Origin of the sequence: Bacillus cereus group sp. BfR-BA-01408 (assembly GCF_022663305.1) — a bacterium.
In the GTDB taxonomy this organism is placed as follows: Bacteria; Bacillota; Bacilli; order Bacillales; family Bacillaceae_G; genus Bacillus_A; species Bacillus_A pacificus.
The window spans coordinates 13,145-34,863 of sequence record NZ_JAKUFF010000051.1 but is presented as its reverse complement, the minus strand read 5'-3'; the positions used below and the strand labels follow the sequence as shown (position 1 = coordinate 34,863).

Genomic DNA, 21,719 nt, shown 5'->3' with positions numbered 1-21,719 from the left:
TTACCGAAAGAGGAGGCATGCGAAGGAGTAAATATTCTTTTGTTTGATAACGAAGAGATGATTTGTACACTACAGCACCATTTCGTTCGTCACGCTACATCAAATAAAAATATGTTTCGTTTTACAAAAGTGAACGGAGAAGAATTGCATATCGATGCGACATAAAATAAAAAACCACCTTATCTCCCAAGTCTTTGAGATTATAAGGTGGTTTTATTTTCTTTATTAGAATACTTTCCAACCAATCGGTAATTTCAGTCCTAGATAAATTACCGCTACTAGCGCGACAATAAATAAGCCCCAAACCGCCCCTGTTGGTTTGTTTTTGCTCATTTTTACAAGAACCATTTCCATTCCACCGATTACTAATATACCAGCTAACATTTTTAAACCGTACCACATGTGCATGCTACCTGTTGCTGTTTTCACAATACTCATGTACAACATGAATCCCGTCACAATAATGAAGATATACATTAGGCGAAGCCCCATATGTACACCTTTACCTTTTCTTCCTGCTGAATAAAGTGAATACGCAACGAAGAATAAAATTAAACCTAACGCCCATGCTGTAATATGCATATGTACCATCGTATCCCTTGCCTCCTCTTTTCACACTTTTTCATTCTATATGATAACATGTTCATTTATTTTCAGGAAATGTTTCGCTTTTTTACATTTAAATGATATAATATTTAGAGTATTTACAAACTTCTTGTAATAACAAAAGGGGGAACAATCATGATTCAAACTAAGGATATTATCGAACTTACAGACACATACGGGGCAAATAACTATCACCCACTTCCAATCGTTATTTCTAAAGCAGAAGGCGTTTGGGTAGAAGACCCTGAAGGAAACCGCTATATGGACTTATTAAGTGCATATTCTGCAGTAAACCAAGGTCATCGTCACCCAAAAATTATTAACGCTTTAATTGACCAAGCTAATCGTGTTACGTTAACTTCTCGTGCTTTCCATAGCGATCAATTAGGTCCTTGGTACGAAAAAGTTGCGAAACTAACTAATAAAGAAATGGTACTTCCAATGAATACAGGTGCAGAAGCTGTTGAAACTGCAATTAAAACAGCTCGCCGATGGGCTTATGATGTGAAGAAAGTAGAAGCAAACCGTGCTGAAATTATCGTTTGTGAAGATAACTTCCACGGACGTACGATGGGTGCTGTTTCTATGTCTTCAAACGAAGAGTACAAGCGTGGATTCGGTCCAATGCTTCCTGGCATCGTTGTAATTCCTTACGGTGATTTAGAAGCGTTAAAAGCTGCTATTACACCAAACACAGCTGCATTCATTTTAGAGCCAATCCAAGGTGAAGCAGGAATTAACATCCCACCAGCTGGTTTCTTAAAAGAAGCTCTTGAAGTATGTAAAAAAGAAAACGTTTTATTCGTAGCAGATGAAATCCAAACTGGCTTAGGTCGTACTGGTAAAGTATTTGCTTGTGACTGGGACGGTGTAACTCCTGACATGTACATACTTGGTAAAGCACTTGGCGGCGGCGTATTCCCAATCTCTTGCGTTGCAGCAAACCGCGACATTTTAGGTGTATTTGAGCCAGGTTCTCACGGTTCTACATTCGGTGGTAATCCACTTGCATGTGCTGTTTCTATCGCAGCTCTTGAAGTGTTAGAAGAAGAAAAATTAACAGAGCGTTCTCTTCAATTAGGTGAAAAATTAGTTGGACAATTAAAAGAAATTGATAACCCAATGATTACTGAAGTTCGTGGTAAAGGCTTATTTATCGGTATCGAATTAAACGAGCCAGCTCGTCCTTACTGTGAACAACTAAAAGCAGCGGGTCTATTATGTAAAGAAACACACGAAAACGTAATTCGTATCGCACCACCTCTAGTAATCTCTGAAGAAGATTTAGAGTGGGCATTCCAAAAAATTAAAGCTGTATTATCGTAATAATAGAGAGGTTGTCCTACATGTTGGGACAACCTCTTTCATTTTATATTGATTTATACTAAAATAAAATTGTAATTTTCTGTATTTTAAAATCGAAAAGGAGGTGCGATATGTTATTAAGATACGGCAAACATATTAACTATTTAGCTACAACTTTTCTTTTAGTTACATTCTTTGGCTTCCTACTTTCCGTAACATCGCTTAGTCACTACTCAACTCCCACTACATTCACACTACTGAAAGCATCATTTTGGACTACTGTTATTCTTACTATCATTGGTTTTGGACGCGAAAAAAGCGCACTTACGGTTATACTATTTGGCATTTGTACACTTGCAGTCATTGGTCTTTACACTTTTTCCGTTATCGATTACCTCTATCACCCAAGACCATAGAAAAGAGCTATCTATTTATAAGATAGCCCTTTTCTTCACTTCACTACATTTCGCAAAGTACCAATTCCTTCTACTGTAATGACTACTTCATCACCGGCATGCAAAAACTTCGGTGGTGTGAAACCTTTTCCAACACCAGCCGGGGTTCCTGTTGCGATAATATCTCCTGGTTCTAATGTCATTCCTTTACTTATCGTTGAAATGATTTCTTCTATTGAAAAAATCATTTTATTTGTATTTGAAGTTTGTCTTACTTCCCCATTTACTACCGTTTCAATGTGTAACGCATTTGGCGCACTAATCATCGATTTATGAATTAAATACGGTCCCATCGGACAAAATGTATCGAAACTTTTTCCAAGGAAAAATTGTTTATGCTTTCTTTGAATGTCGCGAGCAGTTATATCATTTATAATGGTATAACCAAAAACATGCTCAAGTGCTTTTTCTTTTTTTATTTGTTTCCCTCGCTTACCAATGATGATAGCTAGTTCTCCTTCATAGTCTAGTTCATTCGTTGCGTGGGGATGACTATTAATTTTTTCATCCATGCCAATAACTGTCGTTGGCGCTTTCGTAAAGATCATTATATTTTCTGGAATTGACTCTACTCCGCCCATTTCTATCGCATGCTCACGATAATTTTTTCCAACGCACAAAATATTCTTCCTTGGCCTTGGAATTGGTGCTAATATTTTCACCTCAGTTAACGGGTAATACGCCGTTCCTTCATTTTCCTTCGCCCAATTGACAATTTCACACATTTTTTCAACACATTCGGTTCCTCTTTCAATACACTCTAACATTGTAATTGGAATCGTAACCTTTTCCCCTTTTTGTCTTTGCGCTTCTCTTACATGCAATACCTTTTCTTCCTCTTCATCCACAATACCTACAAATACCTTTTCATCTTTTTTCGCCGTTACCAAACGCAATATTTCCACTCTCCATCCTAAAACTCATACACTTTAATTGTATTCGCATCCGCAAGAAAAAAACCTTCTCATACACGCTAATTTTTACAATATTCTTCTCATATCCGATTCGTTACTCCTTTATCATTTGGCATAAAATGTAGAAATTTTACTTTTTTTAGCGAATGCATTTCTTTTTTATGTTTTTTTTGTATAATATGTACTACATATATACCAAAAATTTCATTTAGAGATGGAGCCGATTTCAATGTTTGAGCAAGCGATTGAAAAAAAACGTGAAAAAATGATTTATTTTGCTGAACGCTACGGAATGACTTCCCAAAAAACAGTGGATTGTAGCCAAGAACTGGACAGGCTCTTAAATGCAATTTGGCATGTACATACGGATTTTCACCCTAATCAAACACTCGATACACACACGCAATAACGTGTGTGTTTCTTTTATTTCAAAAAAACACACATTTTATTGAAAACGCCCATACAATAGTAGAAAAGAAAACTTTAAAAACGAAAGGTGTTTTGTATGCCAGCTATGGTCGGACATATTCGTATCGTCAATATTGGATCAAGTGGTATTTTTCATATTGGAGATGTATTTGCGATTAGGCCTATTAGTTATTCACGTGCTTTCGCTGGGGCCGGCTCTTTTAATGTTGGGGATAACGTTTCTGTCTACAATTATCAAAGCGCAACGACTGTCAATGATTCAGATGTCATTGATCAAGCGATAATTGGTTCAACTTAGAGGAGGCGATTGTATTGAATTTTTATGTAAACCAAAGTATCATCATTAACAGCATTAAAATTGATAGCATTACAACCTCTTCTGTATTCCAAATTGGTACTGCTGGAAGTATTAAAGCACTATCTAAATTCTCAAATACTGGCGGATTTACAGAGCCCCTTCGCCCATTACAGGCGAAAGGACAAATTATTTCTATCAAACCATCAACTAGTTCTTCTTAAGACATCCTTGTCATAAATATATATAGCAGGAATATATTTACCCTCCCTATTGAAAAGGAGGTTTCACAAAATGAATCAAGATATATATACTTACTTACACCAACTTCAACAAGCTCTTCAAGCACAACAAACAGCCATCCTGAATTTAGAAGATCAAGTACGTCTATTACAAGAAGAGCTTAACGAATTAAAAAATCGCCCCTCCTCTTCTGTAGGAAAAGTGGAATACAAATTCGATCAATTAAAAGTAGAAAATTTAAATGGCACTTTAAATATTGGTTTAAATCCGTTTTCAGCAAAAGGACAACAAATTGAAGATTTTCAAGTAGATACAGAAACTTTGAAGGTCAATCCTGAAACCGACACAAATCCAGATTTTTACCAAGGCATTCTTCAGGAAATGCATCGCTACTTAGATGAAGAAGCATATAATCGAATTCTCCATTTTGAACAAGAAGAGAGAACGCCACTCGATGAAATGTATCGACAAATGATGGTTGACGACATCAAAAAACAGATGGAGCATAGACTCCCTTATTACTTATCACAAGCGCAATCACATGAAGGGATTTCAACAGATCCAGATTATTTACGAGATATCATTATTCAAGCTATGAAACATGATATCGACAAAGCCTTCCTCTCTTTTATTCAACACATACCGGGCAATTTCCGAAAGGAGTAAGTATGTATGAATGTTAACGTTGTAAATCGTGAATTAAAGGTCGGACAGATTAAAATGAACGGTGTATCGTCGTCCGCACTCTTTTTAATTGGGGATGCAAATTTCCTCATACTATCTTCTATTCTTGATACACCATTCGAAACTGTTACAGAGGGGCCATTTGTACCATTAGTAACAGATGTCCCTCCTACTCCAGGTTAAGGAGACTGAGAAATTATGTTACATCATGTGTCTGTTGTCCAAAATGTTTCTATTATTTCTTTAGGGATTTCTGCCGTATTTCAAGTTGGAGACGCCAATCAAATGGAATTAAAAAGTAGATCTCTTGCCGTCCACCGGGAAATTCCTTGTTATATAAAAGACGAAGGTCGCTTAGACGCATTTGAAATCTTTACAGATGAACACATCACAATCCCAAAACGAACGACAGACGTGACATTAAACATTGTAAATGAATGCCCTTTTATTGAAGTGAATGACGTTGAATTACGAACACTTTTAAATTCCGGTTGCTTTCAAATTGGAAATGTTGATTATGTTTTTAATAACTCTCGTATTATGCAAATTCGCCAATATATTACGGATGAACCTTCCGCTCCATAATTCATATAGTAATTAAAAAGCTTAGTAAAGTAGGTGGATGGTATGCCTTCCGTTGTTGGAAATCTCGTCGTTCAAAACAGTAATGGTTCTTTCAATTTAGGGGATTTTTATAACGTGTCTCCGAAAGAAAATACGAAAGCTTATAATGGTTCCGGAGCTTCCAATGTTGGATTTGTCGTGAATACGTTTAACGGTGTTAGTGCAACAAATACATTTGATTCTGATGTGGCGGATCAAGATCAGATTGGAACAGCGTAAAAAAAGTAGGAGAATATCTCCTACTTTTTTCTTTTACCTCATTTGATATTATCAAAATCTCCACTGTTTACTGTTTCATTTTATTTAAATGATAAACCACTCTCTTCCAAAGCTTTTCTAAGCTTTGGCATCGACGCAGGTCCCATACCATGCAATTTTAAAATTTCTTTCTCACTATACTTTGAGAGTTTTTCTACAGTGTAAATTCCATGATGTTCTAGCGCCCTTCTTGCTGGTGCTGAAAGAAGAGCGAGAAAACCTTCTTTCGGCGCTCTCTCGTTCTCACAAGTTGGGCAAGTTGGACAATCGCTACTTTTGTAGTATTCATGTCCTTTTTCACACGTTCTTAACGTTTTTTCTGTTGCCATTTTCAAGTTCCTTTATTCTTCGATTTTTACAACATGATTACCATCAAAGAAGTATAAACATTTCTCTTTCACAGGGTGTTGTAAGCTTTTCTCGAGCGCTTTTGCATATAACGAAAGTTGCACTTTATATCGCTCTTCTAAAATTGGTTTCGCTTGATCAAATCCGCCTGGGAATTTCCCTGCAATCGTATCCGTTTTGAAGTCGATTAACGTAATACCATCTTCCTCTTCGATCATGCAGTCAATAACCCCTTGGACAAGAATGGATTCCCCGCTCTTCCCTTGCCAATCTTGATATGCTTCTTCTGCTGCAAGCATCATCGTAAATGGTACTTCACGCTCAACACTTTTCGCCGCTAATACCCTTTTACCTAGGTCACTGTCAAAGAATGAAATCACTTTTTCAATTGCAATTTCTTCCGCCTGCTCGAATGTTAATAATTCTTTATTTACCATTCCAGCAATTTGCTCCCGAATCACTTCTTCTGTAATCGGCTTCTTCAAATCAACATGCTGCATAACGGCATGTACTGCTGTTCCGCGCTCTGCGTATGTTAATCCCTTTTTCTCCATAAAACGAGGACGTGTTTGAATTGGTGCACGTAATTTTTTAATAAAGGCGTTATCGCTACCTTCTTCAGATTGATAATTTCTCTTTATTTCTGTAACAGACTGTTTCGCACGATGAGATGTTGCTTCCTCATATCCGTACTTCCACATTAATCTATCATACACTTCTTCTTTTCGTTCACTTTGCAGGGGAACAGCTTTTTTCTCACGAAGTGCTTCTAATAATTCTTGTTTCTCTTCTTGAACGGGTTCTGGCGCGAGTAACGTGTTACCGTCAACAACTTCTACTTTCCAGCTCGTGTCGTATCCATAAATTTCATCTGGAATGCTCCCTTGTCCTAATTCAAGAAGTATTTCACTATCACGATGTCTATATAAGGAAGGTGCAATCCAGTCTAAATAACAAGACGCTCCGGCACGTATATGATCTGGTAATAACCATTCACTATGCTCCCTCGCATCCAGCCATTTTTCCATTTCTTTATTTGCATCCTTAACCGTTCCAATTAAAATTAACTTCTCTTTTGCACGTGTTAACGCTACGTATAATACACGCATTTCTTCCGCGATTAATTCCATTTTCATTTTACGCTTAATCGCAAGTTGCGATAATGTCGTATATTTAATTCGTTTACGAGGATCGATAAATTGCGAACCAAAACCGAAGTCTTTATGCAGTAAAAAACGCTTCATTAGGTCTTGTGTATTAAAGCGGCGACCTAGTCCAGCTACGAATACGACTGGGAACTCAAGTCCTTTACTTTTATGAATTGTCATAATGCGAACGACATCTTCTTGTTCACCTAAAGCTCTCGCCGTACCCATATCATCACCGCGTTCTAAAATACGCTCAATAAAGCGTAAGAAGCGGAATAGTCCTCTAAACGATGTTGCTTCATATTGTCTTGCGCGGTCATATAGTACACGCAGGTTTGCTTGCCTTTGCTTTCCAGCTGGTAAACCACCGACAAAGTCATAATAACCTGTCTCACCGTACACTTTCCAAATTAAATCAGAAAGAGACTGTTGGCGCGCGAATTCACGCCATCCTTGCAGTAAGTTGTAGAACCATTCTAATTTGTCATGTAGTTCTTTTTCTTCTTCAAGCGGTGCCCCTTTTAAGAAGGAGCTCATTACTTCATAAAACGAGCCTTTCTTCCCATGAGCACGAAGCGTTGCAAGTTCTTCATCATTTAATCCAACGATTGGTGAACGAAGTACTGCTGCAAGCGGAATATCTTGCATCGGATTATCGATCACGCGGAATACGTTCATCATTATATTTACTTCTGTCGCTTCAAAGTAACCAGTCGCAAGATCAGCGTATACTGGAATTCCTTGCAATTTTAACTCTTCCATAATTTGCGGTGCCCACGGCATGGAGCGAAGTAAAATAACGAAGTCGCGGTATTGTACAGGGCGCATACTATCCGTTTTACGATCATACACTTCATAACCTGAATCGACCATCGCTTTAATGCGCTGCGCCATAAGACGAGCTTCAAGCTGCGCTTTTTCTACTTCCGCACCTTCTTCTCCATCTATTACCTCTTCTTCCGTTTGCTGAATACATAATAGCTCAGCCGCTACATCTTCACCTTCTGGATAACTAGCACCTAGCTTTAATTCAGCGTCAGCATCGTAATCAATTTCCCCAACTTCTTCGCCCATAATTTGTTTAAAAATAAAGTTCGTACCCGCTAACACTTCATGACGACTACGGAAGTTTTTCGCTAAATCAATCTTCATTCCGCCGCCTAATCCTTCTTGCGTGAAGCGTTTATACTTTCCTAAGAATAATCCTGGTTCTGCTAGTCGGAAACGATAGATCGACTGCTTCACGTCACCTACCATGAACAAGTTTCCTTCACTCTCAGAATCTTTCGTTACAAACTTAATAATCGATTCTTGTACGAAGTTCGTATCTTGATATTCATCGACTAATACTTCAGCAAATTTATTGCGATATTGAAGCGCTACTGCTGATGGCTTCATTTCACCATTTTCACTTTGTTCACTTAAAATTTGTAAACAGAAATGCTCTAAATCTGTGAAATCGACCATTCCTTTATCTCGCTTCATCGCTTGGAAACGCTCTGTAAATACTTTTACGAGCTGAACAAGCTTTTCTAATACAGGATGCATATCTTGAAAATCTCGTAAGAAACTTTCAGGTTTGCGACTAAATAGCTCTTCTTGTAATTTCTTCACTTCATCTTTCGCTTTATTACGAAGAGAGTCTACTTGTTTGACAATATCCTCGTTGTAATCGCTTTTCTTAATACGCTTTAACGTTTGCCACGATACGTTTTGCATCGCTTCATACACGCTTGTCCATGACTCACGAGCAGCTGATGATAACGTTCCAAGTAAAGCTAAATCCGCTTGCAGTGTTTCAACGCGAGGCGCTGGACCGTCAGGGAGCATTGCGAGCTCTGTCGCTTTACGAATATGCTGTTCTGCTGTTTCAAGTTGGAATTTCACATCTTCTAATAAGTAGGAAGCGTACACTAAATCTTCAATTGTCTTTCCTTCCACATCGTATGCTTCTACTAATTTATCAAGCCATTTTTCCGGATTTGGATGTGCTCTTGATTCTGTATGAAGCGCTAAAATCATACGTTGTAAATCATCGTCACTACGGTCACTCGTATAACGATCAACAAGTTCAAAGAATATCGTATTATCTTCAATTCCATACTCTTCTTCTAATATGTCATCTAGCACTTCTTCTTTTAATAGTTCATTTTCTGTTTGATTCGCTATGCGGAAACGAGGATCAACATCAAGCATGTAATAGTATCCTCTAATAACTTGTAAACAAAAGGAATGGATCGTTGAAATGGAAGCTTTATTTAATAAGCTCAGCTGCTTTCGGATGTGCTGAGAGCCAGGCTCATCAATTAATACTTTTTCTAACGCTTCCCCAATTCTGTTTTTCATCTCTTGCGCCGCTGCATTCGTAAATGTTACAACGAGCAGGCGGTCGACATCGACTGGATTTTCTTCATTTATAATCTTTTTAATAATACGTTCAACTAATACTGCTGTTTTCCCTGAACCAGCTGCTGCCGCGACTAAAATATCACGTCCGTTCGCTACAACGGCTTTCCACTGGTCATCTGTCCATTGACTACCTTCTGGTTTTTTAGGCCAATTTTCCATCATTCTCCGCCAACCTCCTCTCTAATTTTCTCCATCGCTTCACTATCTTTCATATCTTTTAACGTACGGAACTGGTTATCTTCAAGTGATTCATCGAACTGGCAAACAGATTTGAAGTTACAGAACGTACACGCCGCTTTATTCCCCTTTTTGTAAGGAGCAATATCGATAACGCCTTCTGTAATGTCTTTTCCGATATTTTCAAACGTATGGTGTACGTATTTTTGCAGGACGTTAAACTCTTGTTCACTTGCAATACTTGAACGCGCACTAAAACTACCGTCTTTTTTCAGACCAGCAGAAATAATATCAGAGCTTCCTGTTGAAAGTTTATTATCCATTAAACGAACAACGTCAGCATCTCCTAGTACGAGACCTTTCATTTTGAATTTCTTTAAAATTTCCTTTTCAATTTCTGCTTCAGATGCGTCACCTTTTACCTCCACAATTGGGTTATGAATGTGGAAATACAATACACCAGCTGGTGATGCCGTGCCGCCTTTTTTCATCCACGTATGCGCATTTGAAGTAACAACATCTAAATACGTTAACATTTGAAGTGCTAATCCGTAATACACTTCCGTTAAGTCTAACGCTTTTGAGCTTGATTTATAGTCAATAATACGTAGGAATGTTCCGTTTTCATCTTCTGCCTTATCAACACGGTCAATACGGCCAACTACTTCCATCTTCACACCATTTGGTAATGAGAATTCCATTGGCGGAAGCGATCCTGTACCGCCCATACCGAATGGTACTTCTAAATCAACTGGTACGAAACCACTCGATTTCGCGTGCTCACGAAGAATGATTGACGTACGGAAAATGATTTGTTGTAGTTTTTGTTTTAAATAGAAATGACGGTTTGAACTTAATAAAATTTGTCTTTGTAATAACGGTGCAATTTCTTCTATTACTACAGCAGAAAGATGCTCACACTCTTTTATTGATAAATCCGCCCAAGTACGGTTTTCACGTAATAGCCTGTCCGCAATTCTCTTCAGTGCTGCATGGAATAGTTCCCCAATATCTGGCGCATCCAGTTTGAAAATATCACGCTCTCTTAACGATAAACCGTGCTGCGCAAAATGAGCGTACGCACAACGGTTAAATAATTCCATACGAGAAACGCTTCCTTTTATTTTGTCTCCATATAAATCTCTACTTACAGCTGTACTTAGCTTTTGCGCACGATTTCGGTAGAATAAGCTTGATAATACGCGGCTACTTTTTTGCTTCCATTCATCTGAAGTAACGTAGAAATTATATACATCCCACCAAAAGTCTAAGTTGCCTTCAAATCCATATCGCTTCCATGTTTGAAGTTGCTGCATAACATATGACAACGTTACTTCTGGTGTTGCTACATATGAAATTTGTTCCGAACGTGATAAATCATTTACGTCGTTCGTAATAAATGTATCTTTCACATCAGGGAACATTCTTTTTATTTTCTTAATAAAGCTAGAAGCAAGTAACGTCTTTCCTTCCTCATCTGCAAGCGGGCATGAAATGTATAATTTCTCAGTTGCTCTCGTTACCATTTGGTACATAACAAACTGTTCTTCTAATAAAGTTTGTCTCGTCGTTGGTGCGAGTTCAATACCTGCAGCGCTAAGAACATCTCTTTCTTCATCAGAAAGCATACCTTCATCCATCGGTGCTGCTGGAATCACACCTTCATTCACTCCAATGACGAATGTTGCTTTCACATTTGATAATCTAGAACGATCAATATTCGCAATTAACACTTGGTCTAATGACGGCGGAATGTTTGCGAATTGAAGCGCCTCAAGACCTGTCGACATAACGTCTGTGAACATAGAAAGTGACATTTTTTCTTCGCCAAGCATCTCAACAAACGTATCAAGAAGACTCATTACTTCTTCCCATACTTGTTCATGATCTGTCGCAAATAAGAAATCTCCGCTCTCTTCTGCACGAATACGTAATGCTTCTAATTTTTTCGGAACGTCAAGCTCTTCTAAAAATAAGTAAACAGCTTCGCACATTTGCATAACCGTTCCCGCACGCTTCAGTCTTTTTTGCATACGAATAACGGGCGTTCTTACAACGTCACGCAATCGATTTATTTTCTCTTCCATTTCACGTTCGCTGTCTGTAATCATCCCGTTCGTATCGTCAAGAGAACGATAGCGGCGATACATCCACGGATCCTCAGAAGTCCATCTTTTCCCTTGTACACCGTATGCTAAACAGTAGTTTTCAAACTCATCCATCTCTTCGCGCATCGTTTCTTTTCTTACGTCTAATGGATATAAAAGCTCTGTTTTCACGCAGCGAAATACTGCATCATAACGCCAATTCCCGCTAATAATCTCGAGTGCAGAACGAATGCATTCTACTAACGGATGATGTGACATCGGGCGTTTTTCATCGATAAAGTGCGGGATATTATAATCTGTAAATAGAGTCCGCATTACATCGTAATAACTTTCTCCGTTACGAAGAAGAACTGCAATATCTCGGTAACGATAGTCTTCATCTGCCACAAGCCTACGAATTTCACGAGCAACGCCTTCTACTTCCGCTCGTAAATTCGCGGCTGTATGAATCGTTACACTTGCTTCCCCGTTAAATTTCTCATTCGGACGCGCTTCATAATGAGCTTCTAAATGCGCTAATGCTGGAGAATGAAAACGCGGTTGTTCCATAAGTGGAATCGTTTTTTCAATTTCTATTTTCTCTTCACGCGCTACTTGTTTTATTTTTTCATATGTTAACGTCGTTTCATAAAACAAATCTAGTTCATTTACTGGCTGCGCTAACGTTTTTTCATCTAGCGTTAACGTGATTGTCACTCTCGCTCCGCAAATCATAAGCTGTCTTACAATTTCTAGTTCTTGCGGTGAAAACGAATGGAAGCCATCTATATAAATTTCAGCTCCCTTTACATATTCAGACTGCGGAAGCTTTTCCACTAGCAATTGCAGATAGTCTTCTGAATCTAAGTACTTTCCGATTAAAGCACGTTCAAAATCATCATATAATAACTGTAAATCATACACTTTATTCGCTAATAGCTTTTGTTCGGCGCTGCTACTATGTGCATCTAATTGTTGCCACATTTCATATACGTTTGATGGCGTCACGTTATATCGTTTAAACTCCGCAATCATACTGCCAAGATGTTCAAAGAAACCGTTTTGCTCCGCTGCTTTTTGGAATACCGATAATCCATCTTTACGAGACTCTACAATTTTACGAAGTAACATATGTACGCCCGCTTCATCAATGTGAAGACGACTCGCTCCGCCAACTTCTTGCAATACTTTCCACGCTAATCGTGAAAAACTAAAAACTTGTGCCCGAATAGAACCTCTAACATCCTCACTACCAATTAACGCCTGCTGCGTTTGGAATGTCATCTGTTCTGGCACAAGATATAATATTGTTTCCCCTCTTGGGCGCTGCTTTAACTCTTCTTGCACTTCGTGTAAACAAAGTGTACTTTTTCCACTTCCCGCTCTACCAATCACAAATCGAAGTGACATGTAACCCCACCTTTCACTTACATAACGAACGTTAGTTTGCTACTATAATTGTATTATAGGACACGAAAAAAGACAAACGGAGTAGTTTGTCTTTTTCTATACTTCTACCTATTATATCAACCTTTTGAAAAATTCGTTTGCACCTCTTGAATTGGCCAATATCGTAAATCAACTTTACCGACAACTGTATCAGCTTTTACAAAACCAAAATGTCTACTATCCCAGCTCCCAAGGCGGTTATCACCTACTACAAAAATATATCCAGGTGGCACCGTTTTTTCCTTCGTTAACTCTTCTAGCGTAAAGTCACCTGTTAGTTGTCGTCCATTTATCTCTTTCTTATATTTCTCTAGATAAGGTTCATCCACGAATTGTCCGTTTATATATAGTTTATCATGCTTATATTCAATATGATCCCCAGGTAAACCGATAATTCGTTTTACGTAGTCCTCTTTTTTGTTCGCATGAAATACAACAACATCAAACCTATTCAAGTCCCCCACTTGATAACTCACCTTATTTACAACGAGCATATTGCCATCTTGCAATGTCGGCATCATTGACTTCCCCTCTACAACATACGTTGAAAAGAAAAACGTTCGAAAAAATACAGCTAATAATACACCAATTAAAATTGTTCGTATCCACTCTATGCCTTCTTTTTTCAAAGTTTTCTTCATCCACTTCTCCCCTTATCCTTTAATAATGAAGCTTTCCTTTACAAAGAAGACTATTCTTAATGCAGTTCTAACTTTACTTCAATTTTCTTGCCGACATACCATAAAATAAAAATACCAATCGCTACAATGACTGATTTCACCGGATTATGAATAAATGACATTAAATCATGACCAATATACGTTAAAATAAAAATCATCACAAGCTTTCCGAACGCGAGCGCAAGACCAAACTGTTTTACACTAATGCGTGATAGACCAGCGACAACATTTATAAGCGCAGACGGTGTAAACGGAAAACAAAAGATGACGAAAATCGGCGCGAACCCTTTCCTTTCAATCCATCCCATTGCCTTTCGTACTTTCTCATGCTTATTCACAAAAGAAAAGAAACGACTTCGGCCAAAATGGCGGATTATGAAAAAAACAAGTAAGGCACCCATTACTGATCCAAGCCAAGAATAAAGAAAACCGAGCCAAAATCCAAATGCAACAGCATTCGCCAGTACAAATACGATAAGTGGCAATGCTGGGATTAGCGCCTCTATCATCGGTAGCCCAATACCAAGAAGTGGTCCGAACGCTTTATAGCTTTCAACAATATGATCCATATTTTCTGGTGAAAAATACTCTTTGATTGTCTGAAAATCCATTCTACACTTTACCCCTTTACTCTAAGTACTACCTCTACTGTATCATTGCCTATATGAAAGAGGAAATGGTAGATACGACATATGGAGATGTAATTATTAAGTTTCCATATCTTTCATGAGAATTCCTTCATTATTATGCTATGATAATCTATCAATATTCGACAATATTTAGAAAGGAATGATATACATAGTGACAATCAGTATTTTTCAAAAATAAATTTGCTGTGCATAATGCTATTTTATATCAACAATACACCCTATAAATAAAAAAGAGTTTGACCCGAGTAGCTATTCAGCTACTTTTGGGTCAAACTCTTTTTGAACTTCAATATAATCTTAATAATAAAATTTAATAATTCTTTTTATCCTTAAGAAAAAGAATTACAGAAATAATCACTAGAACAATAACTATGGTATCTAAAACATATGATACCGTTGTACTTAAACTCATTAATTTCATATTTATAAGCCCTGCATACAAACCTACAAATATCATTAATAAATCGTATATCTTTTTTAATTTTAAGTAACGAATTACAAAAAACACTGAAAAACTAAAGAAGAAAATCGTACTGATGATAGTCATATTTCACTCCTATATCATTATTCAAAACAAGCAGAATAAATACTTCCTAAAGCAAAGAAATCTAGCAACGCTTGTTTAGCTTCTGGTCCTGCTGCACTTGCTGCTTTTTTCACTGCAGAAGTTGCGGCTGCTTTTTTACTTTGTCTACTAGCTCTAGCTGCATTATATGCTGGAATCAATTTATTCACAAATGTTTTTGCCCCACCTAGTGCTTGTAATGCACTTTTAATTTTTGTAAGCTTAGTAATTGAGAATACATTAGAAACTAATGCAAACCCGACAGCTGAAACACAACCTGCCACCCCATATGCTACAGCTTCATCATTCTCAATAGCATCCATAACTTGGAATAAGCCATCATAATTATTTTCCGCCATCCACTGATTTACAGAATCACTACCTTCTGCTAATACACTATCAGGAATTGATTCAATAACACTTAACACCTTAAATGCTTTGTCCATTTCAGCCTTCTCTTCTAATGAATAAGTTGGTGGATTAATTTCTGCCGCACTTACAGAAGTTGTATTTGCTAGACTTCCACCTAAAATTGCAGCTGAGAGCATTAACGCTGTACCTTTAAATAGTTTCTTTTTCATCACAATTTCCCCCTATTAAACTGACATAACGTCGTTTTTAATATTTACCAAGTTACTTCATCTTGGTTTCTATACATAACTATATTAAAAACAATGTAAGTTTCATACGAAGAGTTTATTGTATTTTTCCGAAATACAAGTTTCGGAAAAATACAAATTTACTTTTCTACATCATAATAAAGGGAATGAAAAAGTAAACTTGTAGGAAAACAAGAAAAAGAAGTGATTGAAGGTTATTTCAACAAACTAAATTTTTGATCTTTTATTACATATATCACAAATTAATTTTAGATAATATCCCCAGAGACTTTGCTTTTTCTACAGCCTCTACCCTAGAAGATACTCTTAACTTATTAAATAGCTCCGTTAACGTATATTCTATAGAGCGTTGGCTTAAATTCAATGTTACTGCAATATTTTTATTAGTCATTCCTTGCTGTACAAAAATTAAAACTTCTCGCTCTCTTTGAGTTAAAGTAATAGGAATTTCATTTATTTTTTCAGATTGTAACACTGATTTTGCTGAAAACTGCTGAATTCGCAATTGCCTAAATAAGCCTAATGGAATAACCACTTCTTTTCGTTTAGCACAACGAATCGTAGTTATCATCTGTTCTTTAGACGCAGTTTTACTGATAATTCCAGAAATATTATTTTCTAGAAGTAGATTAAAATGCGGCTCTATGTCAAAACCTGTATAAATTATTATAGCAGCATCCGGATCATGCTTTAAAATCCCCTTTGTAACTTCCAACCCATTTAAATTAGGCATAAATAAATCCACTAAATAAACATCATATTTTTTTTTAGTAATACAACTTAAATATTCAGCACTGTCAAACAAAACATCTGCACAAATATCTTCTGTTTCTATGAGTGCCTTTGTTCCCATTCCAACAGCCATATGGTCATCTATAATAAGAACCTCTATCATTTCCATCCTCCTATTAACAATTTTTTGCACATCACATATAGTCTTTAATTAAATTTAATATCTATCTCTAATCCTTGACCTATATTCGAGTTTATTTTTATTTCCCCATTTAAGCTTTTTACCCTAGTAACAACCCCTGATATTCCCATGGTTGTATAGGATTCAGTTATTGCACTTATTTTCATTCCGATACCGTCATCTTTATATACAAGATAAATCGATTCCGCTTCCTCGAACACATATAGATATACAACAGAAGCTTGCGAATGCTTTAATGCGTTATTTAACAACTCTTGTATAATTCTATATATAGCATTTTCATACTCTAAATTTCTCATATTAAACTTTTCTTGAATGTCATAATTCAAATGAAAATTCGCCTCGAAACTTATCTTTTTAAACAATCGCTGAAGTGATTGTTGCAAACCTAACTCCTTTAGAAATGGAGGTCTTAAATTGTTGCATGTTTCTCGAACAATATATATTTGATCCATTAATTCCTCTTTGATTTCATCTAATACTTCTACTACTTTTTCATCTACAAATAATTCTTTATATCCTTCCATTTTTCGATACAAACGTAACTGATCTTGTAAAACGCCATCGTGAATATCCCGAGACAAATCCCCTCGCTCCTTTTCACTTATCATTACAGATAAACGAGCAAATCGATTGACATACTCTTTTTCTGAATTTTCACGAGATATTTCATCCATAAAATCTTCTAAATTTTTGGCAGCTTCAAATTGCAAATGGATATAATTTGAAATTGTTTCCAACCATAAAATCTCGTCAATACTTAAACTCTCTCTATCACAAATTAATACTACTTTACTTGCATTTAAATCTGAAACCACAACGATAAAATATCCTTCTATCCATATCACGGATCCTACTGTGAATTCGCACCACTTTACTTTTTTTAATACCTCATAATTTAGCGACACTTTTCCCTCAATAGGTTCTATTTCTTGGTTGGCATTATTAATTTGTAGAAAAATTATTTCCTTTATCGCTAATACGTCTATAAACTCTCGTTTAATTACTTTTATTAAATCAGATTGTTTGTACTCACTTTTCATTTGATGAAGAAATCTATTTAAACTATTTGAATAAATTTTCTTATGGTCATATAAGACCTTACGAAACTTAAAATCTAAATAGTCTTTAAAATAATAACTCACAATAATAAAAATAAAAGTAACAATATTTACTTGAATAAAATCTAATACATTTTCCAACTCAAACTTCTTATCAAAAACAATTATTTCCATTATCAATATTAATCCTGAAACAATCAATGATATAAATAAGTAATATTTAAATCTACTAATGATAAAATTCACATCAAATAAATCCCTTGAAATCAATAAATAAAAAAAATAAGTTGGAATGAATAAGAAAAATATTATAGATATTTCAAATTCTATTAATTCTTTCCCTAAAAATAAGCTGGGAATAACAAAAAAGAATATAAACGGTATTAAAGAAATCAAAAAACTAATAATAATAGCTTTAATAAACTCCAATTTTACATTTTGTTTATTCCGAAAAATAAAGCGCACTAAGAGAAACATTATAGTAAATAACAATATTAAAAAGGTAATTCCGTTTATTAATGAACCTAATCTATTATAAAAAAATCGCAGTGCATTCGTTGATATTAATAGAATAATTACAGTTTTTTGCAGAAAATTAAGGGTTTTAGCATTGATAATCCTCTTATTCCTATTGTTAAAATACGCATTTAAAAATAATAGGAATAACACTAGGGAGTAATTGAAGCTACTTGACATAACAATCATACCTAATACATCCATTCTCCCATAGGCAATTGAGCTAATATATGTCAGGCTAAACAATGTAAGGAATTGCAACAAGTAGTTAGACCAATCATTATTTTTTCTACCGTTATAAATTATTATAAATAGACAACTACTAATAAATATTAAGTAATATAACAACGGCATAAACAAATGATATGTAAATTGTTTATCACCCTTTTCATACATTACATTATATTTCCTTTCAGTTTCACCTTGTTGAACATGAATAGTTTGTACCTTTTCCACTCTAGAAAACATGTTTACAGATGAATTGAATTCCGGGGGTTCTCTATCTAAATTCTTTATAATATCTCCCCTCTTAATTCCTTGTTTTACAGCCCATTTATCATCATCCAAATCTACTATTTGATAATTTCCATCTATCTTCTCTACTTCAATTCCCAGCATTGGATATTTAACAATAATAGTCGAAAAATAAACTACTAATAAAAAAGAAATAAGTATAAAATTTATTTCTTTTTTATAACTATGGATATTTTTCATCAAAACCCTCCCAGAATAAGAAATCTTGCCGAGTATACAACAAAAAAAGGAGTTATCAATATAACTCCTTTTCAGAACTGCATTTGTTTATGGCCATAACATATTACGCAGTGTAGGCAGCGCCACTACTAATACAACAAAGCTAGAAGTCATATACTTGAAATATAAATTATAATTAACTTTTTTCATAATTAATACCCACTTTCTATTTTTTAATTCTATAATTTGAAATCGACATAATCTCTTTTAATATTATATTATAAAAAAATATATATTCTCCCGAAAAATATATGCGTCTTTCCGAAATACTTTTTTCGGAAAGACGCATATATTAAAAGACCCCATACTATATTTTGAACTACTTCTAAAATCCCTTTTTACAGATCCTCTTCTCTAACAAAATACACTTTCTCATAAGCTGGTTTTAATGTTGATTCATCCCTTTGATCAACCTCTTTAAAACAAGGATTCCCTTGTTTTTTCCTACGATCTTCATACTCCGTCCGCAATTTCGCAGTACGATTTTGTTGATTTTCAAAACTAGTTTTCGATATCTCTAACTTCACCGCAAAGCCATTTATAAATCTAATAATAAGGTTTCCATCTTTTAATTCTTTATTGCTTTCAATATAAAAATGAGATAACCACGCGCACTCTTTTCTAGAATACGAATAGGTAGGGAAAAAATAAAGTTGATCGGTCGGACTAATTGCAATTGGTGCTTTATGTGTAATATGAGTTAACTCTTTCGTTCCTTCTTTTCTGCCTAAGAAACTAGAACCATGCTTGCGACAACTTCTTTCTATAATATCTAGAGGTTTTTGAAATACGAAAAAAGAGTCTTGCACCTCAACAACTCGCGTAACAATTTTCTTTTCACTGAGAATTACAGGAAGTAAGGCCATTGTATTTTTATTTACAACATAGTTTTCGACGTAGCGTTCTACTTTACTTTCCATATTCCACTATCTCCTTTTTTCTATTTATATTAGCAGCTGCATGTATAATTTTAGCATCTATGAAAAGGAAATGGCTTACAGATTCCGCTTTTTTACAATACTTTATTATTTGTCAAATACCTTTTAAATTATAAAATAAAAATATATTGTTTTTACAAAAATAAACCTATACAAAATCTATTTATACTACCTATAAATATTTACAACTACTTCCTCATTTCGCATCATTAAGACAATTAACTTTGCTATAATAAAAATAAAAATCCACTATATGGAGGTCCACTATGGAAGAAAAAGAAAGCCAGCCAACAATTCAAATGAAAAATAGTAGTATTGTGATTGTGAAAAACTCAGCTAGTATTATATTTGGGCTATTTTTCATTCTCTTATTCTTTGCAAGGCCTTTTCGTAAATCGAAATGCTCTGAATGTAAAAAACGAGAGAAGAAAAAGGTTGAAAAAGAAAAGTAAAAGGCTTTCCATTTCGGAAAGCCTTTTACTCTTCTTCATATTTTCTTCCAAGTGTCCCTATACCCCTTCATTTTAATATTATTACATAGTAAAAATATGATAAAAAATTATCGACTACATTAAAAATACTTGCACGTGTTACCCGTTTTTATTTTTTATTAAGAACTTCAACTTTATACATCACTAGCAACTTTTTAACTCGTTAAATCTGCAATATAAGTTTTGTATAGAATTCCATGTCAAAACACAAAATATGTAAGTGATTACATTAGTTTTTTATCTAATTCCAAAAAGGAGCTGTATAATATGGAGAAAAAAAGTCTATTAAGCCAACAGATTAATAGCGTCCCATCAGATGCTCTGAATACCCCTAGTAAGGAGCAAGAACAAATGTTAGAAACATCATCTCAAGACGAACAAACTTCTAACAACAACAATGCTAACAAAAAAGATGTTACTCAAAGCCTATATGGCGCAGATTTACCCATTTCAGATGTAGACAGAACAACAAATAAAGTGAACCTTTAATCAGTGGGGGTTTTGTTCATCCCCCACTGATTATTAGTTGAACCAATCGGACTTTTACGGACAGTTGATCCCCCACCTAACTTCTTTGCTTCCACTGAATTTTGAGGTGGGGGTCTTACTGCCCGTTAACGCGGGATAAAAAATGAATTGTAAAGAAAAAATTAAGAACAAATAAACTTAATACTTTCTTATTTATAAAGTGAAACTTTAATCAGCCCTCAACAATTGGGCGTTAACAGGGAGTTGGTCTCCCGCCGAATTTTAAGATGGAAAGACTTTCTCCACAACAAAAAAAGGATGGCAGCTGCCATCCTTTTTCCATAATAAACTATAAAATTATAGTTTGATTACGTTTTTAGCTTGAGGTCCACGGTTACCTTCTTCGATTTCGAAGCTAACTTTTTGACCTTCTTCTAGAGATTTGAAACCTTCAGTTTCGATTGCAGAGAAGTGTACGAATACGTCGTTTTCGCCTGGAACTTCGATGAAACCGAAGCCTTTTTCGTTGTTAAACCATTTTACTTGTCCTGTTACTGCCATGATTATTTCCTCCTAAGAAAATACATTTTTTTAAATTTTTAGTTTTCCTAT

At 35.5% G+C, this 21,719-nt stretch carries 24 protein-coding genes; 12 read left to right on the top strand and 12 right to left on the bottom strand.

Annotation, left to right across the window (positions count from 1 at the left end; genetic code table 11):
- The coding region (locus MR083_RS18800) for a DUF2777 family protein (protein WP_242269703.1) at positions 1-165 on the top strand (165 nt) is incomplete at its 5' end.
- A gap of 60 nt (positions 166-225) precedes the next feature.
- Here MR083_RS18800 and MR083_RS18795 read toward each other — a convergent pair.
- Entirely contained in the window at positions 226-591 is a 366-nt protein-coding gene (locus tag MR083_RS18795) for a YisL family protein (protein WP_000233489.1), read from the bottom strand.
- Positions 592-741: 150 nt separating this feature from the next.
- Between MR083_RS18795 and rocD the strand changes: the two genes are divergently transcribed.
- On the top strand, positions 742-1,932 hold the full coding sequence (rocD, locus tag MR083_RS18790; protein WP_000616655.1) for an ornithine aminotransferase: 1,191 nt from the start codon (positions 742-744) through the stop codon (positions 1,930-1,932).
- A gap of 110 nt (positions 1,933-2,042) precedes the next feature.
- Entirely contained in the window at positions 2,043-2,327 is a 285-nt protein-coding gene (locus MR083_RS18785; RefSeq protein WP_000926868.1) for a hypothetical protein, read from the top strand.
- 35 nt (positions 2,328-2,362) lie between these two features.
- Here the strand turns inward: MR083_RS18785 and MR083_RS18780 are convergent, their stop codons facing one another.
- Positions 2,363-3,262, bottom strand: coding sequence for a fumarylacetoacetate hydrolase family protein (locus tag MR083_RS18780; RefSeq protein WP_178378399.1), 900 nt, complete (start codon positions 3,260-3,262; stop codon positions 2,363-2,365).
- Between the two features lie 247 nt (positions 3,263-3,509).
- Between MR083_RS18780 and MR083_RS18775 the strand changes: the two genes are divergently transcribed.
- From MR083_RS18775 to gerPF, 7 genes are all read left to right on the top strand, one after another.
- The gene (locus MR083_RS18775) at positions 3,510-3,689 is read left to right on the top strand and encodes an aspartyl-phosphate phosphatase Spo0E family protein (RefSeq protein WP_000462840.1); all 180 of its coding nucleotides are present in this window, start codon (positions 3,510-3,512) and stop codon (positions 3,687-3,689) included.
- A 96-nt stretch (positions 3,690-3,785) separates the two neighbouring features.
- On the top strand, positions 3,786-4,007 hold the full coding sequence (gerPA, locus tag MR083_RS18770) for a spore germination protein GerPA (protein WP_001111187.1): 222 nt from the start codon (positions 3,786-3,788) through the stop codon (positions 4,005-4,007).
- 14 nt (positions 4,008-4,021) lie between these two features.
- On the top strand, positions 4,022-4,228 hold the full coding sequence (gerPB, locus tag MR083_RS18765) for a spore germination protein GerPB (RefSeq protein WP_001012508.1): 207 nt from the start codon (positions 4,022-4,024) through the stop codon (positions 4,226-4,228).
- A 70-nt stretch (positions 4,229-4,298) separates the two neighbouring features.
- On the top strand, positions 4,299-4,913 hold the full coding sequence (gene gerPC / locus MR083_RS18760; RefSeq protein ID WP_001070749.1) for a spore germination protein GerPC: 615 nt from the start codon (positions 4,299-4,301) through the stop codon (positions 4,911-4,913).
- 6 nt (positions 4,914-4,919) lie between these two features.
- Entirely contained in the window at positions 4,920-5,114 is a 195-nt protein-coding gene (gene gerPD / locus MR083_RS18755) for a spore germination protein GerPD (RefSeq protein ID WP_001102341.1), read from the top strand.
- 15 nt (positions 5,115-5,129) lie between these two features.
- On the top strand, positions 5,130-5,516 hold the full coding sequence (locus MR083_RS18750; protein WP_000902338.1) for a spore germination protein GerPE: 387 nt from the start codon (positions 5,130-5,132) through the stop codon (positions 5,514-5,516).
- A 42-nt stretch (positions 5,517-5,558) separates the two neighbouring features.
- Complete coding sequence (gerPF, locus tag MR083_RS18745; RefSeq protein ID WP_001141566.1) at positions 5,559-5,774, top strand: spore germination protein GerPF; 216 nt, start codon at positions 5,559-5,561, stop codon at positions 5,772-5,774.
- 80 nt (positions 5,775-5,854) lie between these two features.
- On the opposite strand, the gene MR083_RS18740 is transcribed toward gerPF, so the two are convergent.
- From MR083_RS18740 to MR083_RS18700, 9 genes are all read right to left on the bottom strand, one after another.
- Complete coding sequence (locus tag MR083_RS18740) at positions 5,855-6,142, bottom strand: RNA polymerase alpha subunit C-terminal domain-containing protein (RefSeq protein WP_000179961.1); 288 nt, start codon at positions 6,140-6,142, stop codon at positions 5,855-5,857.
- 12 nt (positions 6,143-6,154) lie between these two features.
- Positions 6,155-9,880, bottom strand: coding sequence for a helicase-exonuclease AddAB subunit AddA (gene addA, locus MR083_RS18735; protein ID WP_000970454.1), 3,726 nt, complete (start codon positions 9,878-9,880; stop codon positions 6,155-6,157).
- Complete coding sequence (gene addB, locus MR083_RS18730) at positions 9,877-13,392, bottom strand: helicase-exonuclease AddAB subunit AddB (RefSeq protein WP_000058555.1); 3,516 nt, start codon at positions 13,390-13,392, stop codon at positions 9,877-9,879. Before addB ends, addA begins: the two co-directional genes overlap by 4 nt.
- A 116-nt stretch (positions 13,393-13,508) precedes the next feature.
- Positions 13,509-14,072 (bottom strand): signal peptidase I, encoded by a 564-nt coding sequence (gene lepB, locus MR083_RS18725; RefSeq protein WP_000751900.1) that lies wholly within the window; start codon positions 14,070-14,072, stop codon positions 13,509-13,511.
- A gap of 56 nt (positions 14,073-14,128) precedes the next feature.
- Complete coding sequence (locus MR083_RS18720; protein WP_000347516.1) at positions 14,129-14,722, bottom strand: TVP38/TMEM64 family protein; 594 nt, start codon at positions 14,720-14,722, stop codon at positions 14,129-14,131.
- Positions 14,723-15,325: 603 nt separating this feature from the next.
- Positions 15,326-15,907: a hypothetical protein gene (locus MR083_RS18715; RefSeq protein ID WP_242269702.1), complete on the bottom strand. Its 582-nt coding sequence runs from the start codon at positions 15,905-15,907 to the stop codon at positions 15,326-15,328.
- A gap of 274 nt (positions 15,908-16,181) precedes the next feature.
- Entirely contained in the window at positions 16,182-16,841 is a 660-nt protein-coding gene (locus MR083_RS18710) for a response regulator transcription factor (protein WP_042874587.1), read from the bottom strand.
- A gap of 44 nt (positions 16,842-16,885) precedes the next feature.
- On the bottom strand, positions 16,886-19,171 hold the full coding sequence (locus MR083_RS18705; protein WP_242269701.1) for a sensor histidine kinase: 2,286 nt from the start codon (positions 19,169-19,171) through the stop codon (positions 16,886-16,888).
- A gap of 377 nt (positions 19,172-19,548) precedes the next feature.
- Positions 19,549-20,130 carry a competence protein ComK gene (locus MR083_RS18700; RefSeq protein WP_242269700.1) on the bottom strand — a complete coding sequence of 194 codons (582 nt, stop codon included), beginning with the start codon at positions 20,128-20,130 and terminating at the stop codon, positions 19,549-19,551.
- Positions 20,131-20,414: 284 nt separating this feature from the next.
- Here MR083_RS18700 and MR083_RS18695 point away from each other — a divergent pair, with 284 nt between their 5' ends.
- Together MR083_RS18695 and MR083_RS18690 are read left to right on the top strand one after the other, a co-directional pair.
- A complete protein-coding gene (locus tag MR083_RS18695) occupies positions 20,415-20,600 on the top strand; it encodes a hypothetical protein (RefSeq protein ID WP_000391455.1) in 186 nt (61 codons plus the stop codon).
- Positions 20,601-20,906: 306 nt separating this feature from the next.
- On the top strand, positions 20,907-21,128 hold the full coding sequence (locus MR083_RS18690) for a hypothetical protein (RefSeq protein ID WP_000412680.1): 222 nt from the start codon (positions 20,907-20,909) through the stop codon (positions 21,126-21,128).
- 336 nt (positions 21,129-21,464) lie between these two features.
- On the opposite strand, the gene cspA is transcribed toward MR083_RS18690, so the two are convergent.
- Positions 21,465-21,668, bottom strand: coding sequence for an RNA chaperone/antiterminator CspA (gene cspA, locus MR083_RS18685; RefSeq protein ID WP_000301522.1), 204 nt, complete (start codon positions 21,666-21,668; stop codon positions 21,465-21,467).
- Positions 21,669-21,719: the final 51 nt, after the last annotated feature.

Bases quoted from the DNA above. Each gene is read 5' to 3' on its own strand.
- addA (WP_000970454.1), bottom strand. From the start codon at position 9,880: ATGATGGAAAATTGGCCTAAAAAACCAGAAGGTAGTCAATGGACAGAT.
- MR083_RS18750 (WP_000902338.1), top strand. From the start codon at position 5,130: ATGTTACATCATGTGTCTGTTGTCCAAAATGTTTCTATTATTTCTTTA.
- gerPD (WP_001102341.1), top strand. From the start codon at position 4,920: ATGAATGTTAACGTTGTAAATCGTGAATTAAAGGTCGGACAGATTAAA.
- MR083_RS18715 (WP_242269702.1), bottom strand. From the start codon at position 15,907: ATGAAAAAGAAACTATTTAAAGGTACAGCGTTAATGCTCTCAGCTGCA.
- MR083_RS18695 (WP_000391455.1), top strand. From the start codon at position 20,415: ATGGAAGAAAAAGAAAGCCAGCCAACAATTCAAATGAAAAATAGTAGT.
- MR083_RS18785 (WP_000926868.1), top strand. From the start codon at position 2,043: ATGTTATTAAGATACGGCAAACATATTAACTATTTAGCTACAACTTTT.
- rocD (WP_000616655.1), top strand. From the start codon at position 742: ATGATTCAAACTAAGGATATTATCGAACTTACAGACACATACGGGGCA.
- MR083_RS18700 (WP_242269700.1), bottom strand. From the start codon at position 20,130: ATGGAAAGTAAAGTAGAACGCTACGTCGAAAACTATGTTGTAAATAAA.
- MR083_RS18720 (WP_000347516.1), bottom strand. From the start codon at position 14,722: ATGGATTTTCAGACAATCAAAGAGTATTTTTCACCAGAAAATATGGAT.
- MR083_RS18740 (WP_000179961.1), bottom strand. From the start codon at position 6,142: ATGGCAACAGAAAAAACGTTAAGAACGTGTGAAAAAGGACATGAATAC.
- MR083_RS18690 (WP_000412680.1), top strand. From the start codon at position 20,907: ATGGAGAAAAAAAGTCTATTAAGCCAACAGATTAATAGCGTCCCATCA.
- gerPA (WP_001111187.1), top strand. From the start codon at position 3,786: ATGCCAGCTATGGTCGGACATATTCGTATCGTCAATATTGGATCAAGT.
- addB (WP_000058555.1), bottom strand. From the start codon at position 13,392: ATGTCACTTCGATTTGTGATTGGTAGAGCGGGAAGTGGAAAAAGTACA.
- MR083_RS18705 (WP_242269701.1), bottom strand. From the start codon at position 19,171: ATGAAAAATATCCATAGTTATAAAAAAGAAATAAATTTTATACTTATT.
- gerPF (WP_001141566.1), top strand. From the start codon at position 5,559: ATGCCTTCCGTTGTTGGAAATCTCGTCGTTCAAAACAGTAATGGTTCT.
- lepB (WP_000751900.1), bottom strand. From the start codon at position 14,072: ATGAAGAAAACTTTGAAAAAAGAAGGCATAGAGTGGATACGAACAATT.
- MR083_RS18775 (WP_000462840.1), top strand. From the start codon at position 3,510: ATGTTTGAGCAAGCGATTGAAAAAAAACGTGAAAAAATGATTTATTTT.
- MR083_RS18710 (WP_042874587.1), bottom strand. From the start codon at position 16,841: ATGATAGAGGTTCTTATTATAGATGACCATATGGCTGTTGGAATGGGA.
- MR083_RS18795 (WP_000233489.1), bottom strand. From the start codon at position 591: ATGGTACATATGCATATTACAGCATGGGCGTTAGGTTTAATTTTATTC.
- gerPC (WP_001070749.1), top strand. From the start codon at position 4,299: ATGAATCAAGATATATATACTTACTTACACCAACTTCAACAAGCTCTT.
- cspA (WP_000301522.1), bottom strand. From the start codon at position 21,668: ATGGCAGTAACAGGACAAGTAAAATGGTTTAACAACGAAAAAGGCTTC.